The organism is Bradyrhizobium sp. (assembly GCF_019244115.1).
Lineage (GTDB): Bacteria > Pseudomonadota > Alphaproteobacteria > Rhizobiales > Xanthobacteraceae > Bradyrhizobium.
Genome location: NZ_JAFATE010000445.1, coordinates 1 through 8,629, shown reverse-complemented (window position 1 = coordinate 8,629; position 8,629 = coordinate 1). Strand labels below are relative to the sequence as shown.

At 64.8% G+C, this 8,629-nt stretch carries 10 protein-coding genes; 2 read left to right on the top strand and 8 right to left on the bottom strand.

Annotation, left to right across the window (positions count from 1 at the left end):
• The 7 genes from JOZ76_RS19585 to JOZ76_RS19555 all read right to left on the bottom strand — a co-directional run.
• On the bottom strand, positions 1 to 687 hold a 687-nt coding region (locus JOZ76_RS19585), incomplete at its 3' end, for a CHASE2 domain-containing protein (RefSeq protein ID WP_291700970.1).
• Between the two features lie 16 nt (positions 688 to 703).
• The gene (locus tag JOZ76_RS19580; RefSeq protein WP_441300060.1) at positions 704 to 1,270 is read right to left on the bottom strand and encodes a FecR domain-containing protein; all 567 of its coding nucleotides are present in this window, start codon (positions 1,268 to 1,270) and stop codon (positions 704 to 706) included.
• Between the two features lie 102 nt (positions 1,271 to 1,372).
• Positions 1,373 to 2,296: a polyphosphate kinase 2 family protein gene (locus JOZ76_RS19575; protein ID WP_291700969.1), complete on the bottom strand. Its 924-nt coding sequence runs from the start codon at positions 2,294 to 2,296 to the stop codon at positions 1,373 to 1,375.
• A 115-nt stretch (positions 2,297 to 2,411) separates the two neighbouring features.
• The gene (locus JOZ76_RS19570; RefSeq protein WP_291700972.1) at positions 2,412 to 3,125 is read right to left on the bottom strand and encodes an NUDIX hydrolase; all 714 of its coding nucleotides are present in this window, start codon (positions 3,123 to 3,125) and stop codon (positions 2,412 to 2,414) included.
• Positions 3,126 to 3,140: 15 nt separating this feature from the next.
• The gene (locus JOZ76_RS19565) at positions 3,141 to 4,169 is read right to left on the bottom strand and encodes an ABC transporter substrate-binding protein (protein ID WP_291700967.1); all 1,029 of its coding nucleotides are present in this window, start codon (positions 4,167 to 4,169) and stop codon (positions 3,141 to 3,143) included.
• A gap of 51 nt (positions 4,170 to 4,220) precedes the next feature.
• Complete coding sequence (locus JOZ76_RS19560) at positions 4,221 to 5,009, bottom strand: ABC transporter permease (protein ID WP_291700965.1); 789 nt, start codon at positions 5,007 to 5,009, stop codon at positions 4,221 to 4,223.
• Entirely contained in the window at positions 5,009 to 5,833 is an 825-nt protein-coding gene (locus JOZ76_RS19555; protein ID WP_291700962.1) for an ABC transporter ATP-binding protein, read from the bottom strand. The genes JOZ76_RS19560 and JOZ76_RS19555 overlap by 1 nt, the downstream gene beginning before the upstream one ends.
• 86 nt (positions 5,834 to 5,919) lie before the next feature.
• On the opposite strand from JOZ76_RS19555, the gene JOZ76_RS19550 reads away from it, so the two are divergent.
• Both JOZ76_RS19550 and JOZ76_RS19545 read left to right on the top strand, forming a co-directional pair.
• Complete coding sequence (locus JOZ76_RS19550; protein WP_291700960.1) at positions 5,920 to 6,714, top strand: ATP-binding cassette domain-containing protein; 795 nt, start codon at positions 5,920 to 5,922, stop codon at positions 6,712 to 6,714.
• On the top strand, positions 6,711 to 8,270 hold the full coding sequence (locus JOZ76_RS19545) for an ABC transporter permease/substrate-binding protein (protein ID WP_291700957.1): 1,560 nt from the start codon (positions 6,711 to 6,713) through the stop codon (positions 8,268 to 8,270). The genes JOZ76_RS19550 and JOZ76_RS19545 overlap by 4 nt, the downstream gene beginning before the upstream one ends.
• Before the next feature lie 95 nt (positions 8,271 to 8,365).
• Here JOZ76_RS19545 and JOZ76_RS19540 read toward each other — a convergent pair.
• Positions 8,366 to 8,629 (bottom strand): rhodanese-like domain-containing protein (locus JOZ76_RS19540; RefSeq protein ID WP_291700955.1); only part of this gene is annotated, 264 nt, incomplete at its 5' end.

The window sequence follows — 8,629 nt, the reverse complement described above, 5'->3', positions numbered from 1 at the left end:
GGCATCGGTCGGAATCGAAAGCCCGCCAAGCACCAGGCGCTCCGGCTCGATCAACGGCTCGGCGCCGGTCGCCAGCGCGGCGACACGCAGCGGAAATGACATCGCAAGCCCGTCATCGCTCCGGAACAGCATCGGGATCGCGACCGGCGTGCCCGTCTGGTCTGTCGTGATGTTGACGATGCCGACCTGGGCCTGATCGGCGAACGCCTTCAAGGGCAGCAGAAATCGTTCGGCCTTGGGCAGTCCGGACAGCGGACCTTGCTCGTCCTGAACGCGAACCGCCTGGAGGGACCTCGAGAACACCGCGGCGGCGGCGATGACGGCAGGGGCGGCGTTGAGCGATCTCGCCAATGCGTCATCCCCATCCGCAGGCCCCTTGTCCACAAGCAGAAAATCGAGCGCGATCACCTTCGGCTTCAGCCGGGCGACGGCATCGACGATCCTGGCCAGATCGAGCCGCGTCAGCGGGTAGGTGCCGAGCCGCCTGACCGCGGCATCATCGATCTCGACAATCGTCACCAGGTCGGGCGGCGTCCTGACGCCGCGCAGGATCAAGCGATATCCCGCAAGTGCGGCTTCGGCGCGATCGAGAGAATGCAGCTGGCCGCGCGAGTGCGCCACGTACACGCCGAGCCCCCAAAGCCCGGCGAGCACGACGGCAACGATGTTCTGCAGCGTCCTGCCCATTCCCGTGGCTTTGGTCCTATTGTCCGAGCCGCGCCATCAGCGCGGCGACGCGCGCCGGCGGCCAGCGCTTCACGATCAGCGGTCCCGCCGACTCCACGTCCACGCCTTCACCGGGACCCAGCACGACGCCCGGCCCACCTCCTCCGCTTCGCCCCACGGCAACCCGCCCGCGCGCCACGAACACCGAGGTCTTGGCATCGGCCGCGTCGACAGCCCATTTGGTGCCACGCACCGCCGCGATGGCCTGCGGCGTCCTGACCTCAAAGGTCTTGTCGCGTGGCTGTTTCGGGACGTCCAGAAGCAAGGCCTTGCTGCTCAATTCGGCCGAATCGATACGGCCGTCATGATTGCGATCCTTCAGGCTGTAGCGGGCGCCGTTTTCGACTACGATTGTAATCCCGCCTTCACAATGCAGTGTCTGCGCAGCCGGCGTCTGACTGACGGTGGAACATCCGGGGGTTTGCGCGGCGGCGATGTCGATCGAGAGGAGGAAAGCGAACGCAACACATCCCGAACGGATCGATCTCTTCACGATGACACCTCCACAAAGGACTTCAAGCAACGCGGCCCGATGAGCCGGCATTTTAGGGCAAAATGTCGACCAGCGCACCGATGCTTTGGAACCGTTGGGCAAGAGATCGTATCCGGCGGCGGAGCATCACGGGATGACCGCGCGAGATCCGGCTCACGGCTGCTTTTTCTTGCGTGTCCCCGCGTCCTCCTGCTCCAGCGCCTTGCGCACCTTTGCGAATTCCTCCAGCGAGGCCTTGTCGGCACGCGGGAATCTTAGATCGAGCCGATCGAGGGCGGCGACGATGGCCGAGCCGATCACCACGCGCGCGAACCATTTGTGGTCCGACGGCACCACATGCCATGGCGCCACCTTGGTCGAGGTGTGCCGGACGATGTCCTGGTAGACGGCCTGATAGCGGCCCCAGCGTGCCCGCTCCGTGACGTCGTTCATGGAGAACTTCCAGATTTTTCCGGGCTCCTCCAGGCGATCGAGGAATCGCTTGCGCTGCTCCTCCTTGGAAATGTTGAGAAAGAATTTCAGGATCATGGTGCCATTGCGCGACAAATAGCGCTCGAAAGCGATGATGTCCTCGAACCGTTCGCGCCACATGTTCTTGGTGACGAGTTTTGGCGGAATCTTCGCGTGCCTGATCAATTCCGGATGCACCCGCGTCACCAGGCAGTCCTCATAATAGGAGCGATTGAAGATGCCGATGTCGCCGCGCTTGGGCAATGATGCCACGCAGCGCCACATGAAATCATGTTCGAGCTCGTGGTTGGTCGGCTGCTTGAACGAGGTGACCTCGCAGCCCTGCGGATTGATGCCCTCGAAAATCGCCTTGATCGCGCTGTCCTTGCCCGCGGCATCCAGGCCCTGCAGGATCACCAAAACCGACCAGCGGTCCTGCGCGAACAGTTTCTCCTGGAACTCGGCAAGCCGCTTGCGATTGGCATCGAGGATCTTTTCACCCGCCTCCTTGTCGAGACCGCCCTTTGCGTTGGTCTTGTGCGACTGCAGATGGAATTTGCTCGAACCGTCGATGCGAAACGGGGAGATGAATGCATCGAGCTCGGTGCTGAGGGATTTCTTGGCCATGGAACGAGGTCTGCCTCCACTTCGTCAGTCATTGCGAGCGAGCGAAGCAATCCAGACCTGCCACTCGGGAAGACTGGATTGCTGCGTCGCTTCGCCCCTCGCAATGACGATGAAATCAACCACCGAGCTGGTGCTCGATGAACGCGGTGACGTAACGCGGCATGGCGGCGCCGAGTTCACCCCTGAGTTCGCGCGTCTCGCGCACCAGATGGATGGCGGCGAGTTCGGGGCGCGCCTGGCTCGCGAGATTGGCTTCGATGCGCGCCTTGAGCTCCTCGCCCGGACAATCCGCAACCAGCGGCCTGAGCAGCGCGATCGCAGCGCCCGCGCGCACGCAATACCAGCCGGGATCGATAGCGTAGTCATCCGCCGTGAGCCCGGTCTCCTCCTGCATTTCCCGCAAAATGCTGCCGGCGAGATCGACCGCGCCCTCGCGGACATCGCCGGGCTCCGGCGTGCCGGCCGGAAAATAGATCCGCCCGGCATTCGCGGTATGCTGGTTCATCTCGCCGAGCACGAAGGCGCCGTCCGACGAACGCAGCGCGCCCACGCCAAAGCCGTTGAACACCTCCTTGTCCGGAAAGCCCCAGTCGCGCCAGGCCAAAAAGCTGGCAAAATCGGCGTCGAAATAACGGGCCGACAGCTGCGCCTCCTCCAGCACGGGATCGCGCGCCAGCAGCACGCGGCCATTCCAGATCGCGGGTTTTTCGCGCTGCTTCTCGGCGAAATGCGCCGATATCTCGGCGCGCCGCGCCTCCGCGAATGGCCAGGGCCGCGGCTCGTATCTGAGCTCGAGCGTCGTGACGCGATGAATGGAGGCGGGCGTCATGACCCGAAGCCACATCTACTTGGCATTCATCCCCGTGGTCTTCTTGACCTGATCGACGAACTTGTTGGTGAAGGTTTTTGACACGTCGATGTTGGCCTTGGCGACATCGGGCGATCCCTCGCTGAACACCGCGAGCACGGCATCGGCGCCCTTCGGGTCCATCTTGCCGGTCTCCGAATACATCGGGATCGTGTTCTTCAGCGCGGCGAGATAGAGCTGCTTGTCCTTGCCGACCATCTCTTCCGGCATCTTTGCCATGACGTCTTCGGCCGAATGGCCGTGGATCCAGGCGAGCGTCGCGACGATCGCGTTGGTCAGCGCCTGCGTCTCCTTCTCATGGCCGGCGACCCAGGCCGCGGTGGAGTAGAGCGCGCCGCCCGGATATTCGCCGCCGAACGTGGCGAGCGTATCCTTCTGCGTTCGGGTGTCGGCGAGAATCCTGAGATCGGGAAACTTGCCCTGCAGCACGGTGACGGAGGGATCGAGCATCACGGCCGCATCGATCTGGCCCTGCTCCATCGCGGCAACCGCGGTCGCGCCGAGGCCGACGCCGATCACCGCGGCGCTTGCCGGATCGAGCCCGTTCTTCTTCAAAAGATATTTCAGGAAGAAGTCGGTCGAGGAGCCCGGCGCCGAGACGCCGACCTTCTTGCCGGCGAGGTCCTTCACCGACTTGATCTCGGCCGTATGCGACGGCGACACCACCAGCACCAGCCCGGGATAACGGTCATAGACCACGAAGGACACCAGCTGCTGTTTCTTGGCAGCGAGATTGACGCAATGGTCGAAATAGCCGGAGACCACGTCGGCGCTGCCGCCGAGCACGGCCTTCAGCGCATCCGAGCCGCCCTTGAGGTCGACCAGGTCGACATTGACGCCGGCCTTGTCGAATTCGCCGAGCTGTTTGGCGAGCACGGTCGGCAGGTAGCACAGGCAGGCGCCGCCGCCGACCGCGATGGTGACCTTGCTCTCGGCCGTCGCCGCCGGCGAGACCAGCGCCAGCGCGAACAGGGCCGCGGCGAGCTTGCCGAATGTGTTCTTCATTGCTTCCTCCATTCGCTTTGGCCGCAACATAGAGCAGCGCCAAGGCGACATCTACCCCCTGCCCTCGCCCGCGACCGGCCGCCACACCAAGAGCCTGCGCTCCACCAGCGTCACGCCGACATCGATCAGGATCACGAACGCCGACAACACGAACATGCCGGCGAACACGCCGGCGACATCGAACACACCCTCGGCCTGCTGGATCAGGTAGCCGAGCCCCGCCGCCGAGCCGAGATATTCGCCGACCACCGCGCCCACCACGGCAAAGCCGACTGAGGTGTGCAGCGAGGAGAACATCCAGGACAGCGCGGAGGGAAAGTAGACATGCCGCGTCAATTGCCGCTCGCTCATGCCGAGCATCCGCGCATTGTCGCGCACCGTCGTGCTCACCTCCTTGACGCCCTGATAGACGTTGAAGAACACGATGAAGAACACGAGCGTGACGCCGAGCGCGACCTTCGACCAGATCCCGAGGCCGAGCCAGAGCGTGAAGATCGGCGCCAGCACCACGCGCGGCAGCGCGTTGACCATCTTCACATAGGGATCGAACACGGCCGCCACCCTGGGCTGGCGTGCGAACCAGAAGCCGACCGCGGCGCCCATGGCCGACCCGATCACGAACGCCAGGATCGATTCCCAGAGCGTGATCAGAAGATGCTTCCAGATCACGCCGCTCGCAAACCAGGCGACCACCTGGGTGCCAACATCGACCGGGTTGGAGAAGAAGAATGGCGGCAGCCATACTTTTCCGAACACCGAAACCGTGGCGAAGAACTGCCACAGCACCAGTGCGACAATGGCGACCAAAAGCTGCAGCGAAAGGAGCCTCAAGCGGGACATCACGAGGCCTCCGCGCCTTGCGAGGACTGCGCATAACCCTTCATCACCTGCTCTTTCAACACGCTCCAGATCTCCCGGTGCAGCGCGTGAAAATCCTTGTCCAGCCGCGCCTCAAAGATGTCGCGCGGGCGCGCGAGCGGCACGCGCCAGTCGCCGATGATCCGTGCGCTTGGCCCCGCCGACATGATGACGACACGGTCGGCGAGCGCGATCGCCTCCTCCAGATCATGGGTGACGAACAGCACCGCCTTCTTGTCCGCGCTCCAGAGCTCGAGCAGGAGGTTGCCCATGATCTGGCGGGTCTGCGCGTCGAGCGGCCCGAACGGCTCGTCCATCAACAGGATTTTTGGGTTGCGGATCAACACCTGCGCGAGGCCGACGCGCTTGCGCTGCCCGCCCGAGAGCATGTGCGGATAGCGGCTTGCGAACGCGCCAAGCCCGACCGAGCCGAGCCACTGCTTTGCGCGCGCCAGCGCCTCGCCGCGCGAGGTGCCGGCGATTTCGAGCCCGATCGCGACATTGTCGAGCGCGGTTTTCCAGGGAAACAGCGCATCGGCCTGGAACAGGTAGCCGGCGTCGCGGTTGAGGCCGACAAGCGGCTTGTCAAAAATCCGCACCCGCCCCGCGGCCGGCTGCAGGAGCCCGGCGGCGACGTTCAAAAGCGTCGATTTTCCACAGCCGGTAGGGCCGACAATGGCGACGAACTCGCCGTCCGCCACGGCGAGATCGGCCTGCTCCACCGCGGTGTAGACGCGGCCATCGGCAACGCGGAAAGCCACCGTCGCATCCTGCAGCGCGACCGCCGTCGGCGTTGCCTTCTCCACGCATTTCCTCCAATCTGCTTAGCGAAGATGCCTTAGCGCCTTGGGCGAACAAGTTCAACGCGGCGATCGCGCGAGAGAGAACCAGCATGCCATCCGCTCCGCTGATCGCCTATGCCCATGTGGGCAAGAGTTTTGCCGGACGGCGCGGCGCCGCCTCCGTGCGGGCGGTGAACGACGTGTCGCTCGACGTTGCCGAGGGTGAATTTCTCGCCATCGTCGGCGGCTCCGGCTCCGGCAAGACCACGCTGCTGCGGCTCGCCAACCGCCTGATCGATGCTGACAGCGGCACCATCACGATCGCGGGGCAGGACGTGCGCGCGGCCGATCCGGTCACGTTGCGCCGCGGCATCGGCTATGTGTTCCAGAGTGGTGGGTTGTTTCCGCATATCAGCGTCGCCGACAATATCGGCGTCACGCCAAAGCTGCTGGGCTGGCCGGCGGCCGACATCAGCGCGCGGGTCGACGAGCTGCTCGACCTGGTCCGGCTCGATCGCGTCTATCGCGACCGCCTGCCGCAAGAGCTCTCCGGCGGCGAACGGCAGCGCGTCAGCGTGGCTCGGGCGCTGGCGGCGCGGCCGCGAATCGTGCTGATGGACGAGCCGTTCGGCGCGCTCGATCCCTTGACCCGCGACGCGCTCGGCGACGACTATCTCGCCCTGCATCGCAAGCTCGGCCTGACCACCGTGATGATCACACATGACATGACGGAGGCGATCCTGCTTGCCGACCGCATCGCGGTGATGCGGACGGGAAAGCTGCTGGCGCTGGCGCGCGCGGCCGAGCTCGGCAGCAGCGCCGACGCTTACGTCGCCGAACTGCTCTCGACGCCACGCCGCCAAGCCGAGCGGCTGAGCGCCCTTCTGCCACGGGGCGGCGCATGAGCCTTTTCTCCGATCCGCGCATCGCACAGGCGTTTTCGTATCTGCCCGACTATCTCGGCAGTCATGTGCGCGTCAGCCTCACCGCGCTGATGCTTGGGCTCATCGTATCACTGCCGCTTGCGATTCTCGCCCGCGACCGGCCGGTCTTGCGCGGCATCCTGCTTGCGATCGCCAGCATCGTGCAGACGGTGCCGGGGCTTGCTCTGCTCGCGCTGTTCTATCCGCTGCTGCTGGTGCTCGCCTCGTTCACGCTGGCCTCGTTCGGCTTCTCCTTTTCCGCGTTCGGCTTTTTGCCGGCCGTGCTGGCGCTGGCGCTCTATTCCACGCTGCCGGTGCTGCGCAACACCATCACCGGACTGAACGGCATCGACGCGGGCGTGCTGGAGGCCGCCAAGGGCGTCGGCATGACGGAGCGGCAGTCGCTCTTGTCAGTCGAGCTGCCCCTGGCGCTGCCGGTGATCATGGCCGGCATCCGCACCGCCGCGGTCTGGGTGATCGGCACCGCGACACTGTCGACGCCGATCGGCCAGACCAGCCTCGGCAACTACATCTTTGCCGGGCTGCAGACCCAGAACTGGGTCTTTGTGCTGTTCGGCTGCGCAGCGGCCGCGGTGCTGGCGATCGCGGTCGATCAATTGCTCGCCCTGATCGAGACCGGCTTGCAGGGCCACAGCCGCCTGCGCACCGCGCTCGGCAGCGCCGGCATCGTGGCGCTGGTCGCAGCGACACTGGTGCCGACGCTGACGCTGACGTCATCGACCTATGTCGTCGGCGCAAAGACCTTTGCCGAGCAATATGTGCTGTCGAGCCTGATCCGCGAGCGGCTGCGCGCGGCCGGACTGTCGTCGGCCCAGCGCGAAGGCCTCGGCTCCAACGTGGTGTTCGACGCGCTCGCCACTGGCAATATCGACATCTACGTCGACTACAGCGGCACGCTGTGGTTGAACCAGTTTCACCAGACCGAGATCAAGCCGCGTGGCGAGATGATCGCGGCATTGAAGGAGATGCTGGCGAAGCAGAACATCACGCTGCTCGGCGAACTCGGCTTCGAGAACGCCTATGCGCTGGTGATGCGGCGCAAGCAGGCCGACGAACTCGGCATTCACAGCATCGCCGATCTTGCCCCGCATGCCTCAGAGCTTTCGATCGCGAGCGACTACGAGTTCTTCTCGCGCCCGGAATGGGCTGCGCTGCAAAAGGTCTACGGCCTGTCGTTCAAAACCCAGCGGACCATGCAGCCGGATTTCATGTATGCGGCGGTCGCCGCAGGCGAGGTCGACGTCATCACCGGCTACACCAGCGACGGGCTGATCGCGAAATACGATCTCGTCGCGCTCGATGATCCGAAGCAGGCGATCCCACCCTATGACGCGGTGCTACTGCTGGCGCCGCGGCGCCTGCACGACGAGGCGCTGCAGGGCGCGCTCAAGCCGCTGCTCGGCAAGATCGACATCACGACCATGCGCGAAGCCAATTTGCGCGCCAGCGGCAGCAATGCCGACTCCTCGCCCGATGCGGTCGCGAAATGGCTGTGGGACCAGATCAAGGCGCGCTGACTTGAGTGGGCAAAGCGAAGCGCCCACCATCCAGAAGATGCTCGCGGAGAGGCGGTGGGCACGGCGCAAAAGCGCCGTTGCCCACCCTACCCATCTTACGGCTTCTCCACTGCGCCGCCGGCCTCGACCCAGTCCTTGAAGCCGCCGACATTGTAGACCTTGTCGTAGCCGAGATCCCTCAGCGTCTTGCCGGCGAGCGCCGCACGACCTCCGGAGCCGCAATAGAGGATCACGGTCTTGTCCTTGGAAAAATTCTTGTCGTGATAAGGCGAGTCCTGGTCGGCGCGGAACTCCAGCATGCCGCGCGAGACATTCACCGCGCCGGCGGCCTTGCCGCTGGCCGCGACCTCGCCCGCGTC

Coding starts and splice junctions, on each gene's coding strand:
- JOZ76_RS19580 (WP_441300060.1), bottom strand. CDS start 1,270: ATGCCGGCTCATCGGGCCGCGTTGCTTGAAGTCCTTTGTGGAGGTGTC.
- JOZ76_RS19575 (WP_291700969.1), bottom strand. CDS start 2,296: ATGGCCAAGAAATCCCTCAGCACCGAGCTCGATGCATTCATCTCCCCG.
- JOZ76_RS19570 (WP_291700972.1), bottom strand. CDS start 3,125: ATGACGCCCGCCTCCATTCATCGCGTCACGACGCTCGAGCTCAGATAC.
- JOZ76_RS19565 (WP_291700967.1), bottom strand. CDS start 4,169: ATGAAGAACACATTCGGCAAGCTCGCCGCGGCCCTGTTCGCGCTGGCG.
- JOZ76_RS19560 (WP_291700965.1), bottom strand. CDS start 5,009: ATGTCCCGCTTGAGGCTCCTTTCGCTGCAGCTTTTGGTCGCCATTGTC.
- JOZ76_RS19550 (WP_291700960.1), top strand. CDS start 5,920: ATGCCATCCGCTCCGCTGATCGCCTATGCCCATGTGGGCAAGAGTTTT.
- JOZ76_RS19545 (WP_291700957.1), top strand. CDS start 6,711: ATGAGCCTTTTCTCCGATCCGCGCATCGCACAGGCGTTTTCGTATCTG.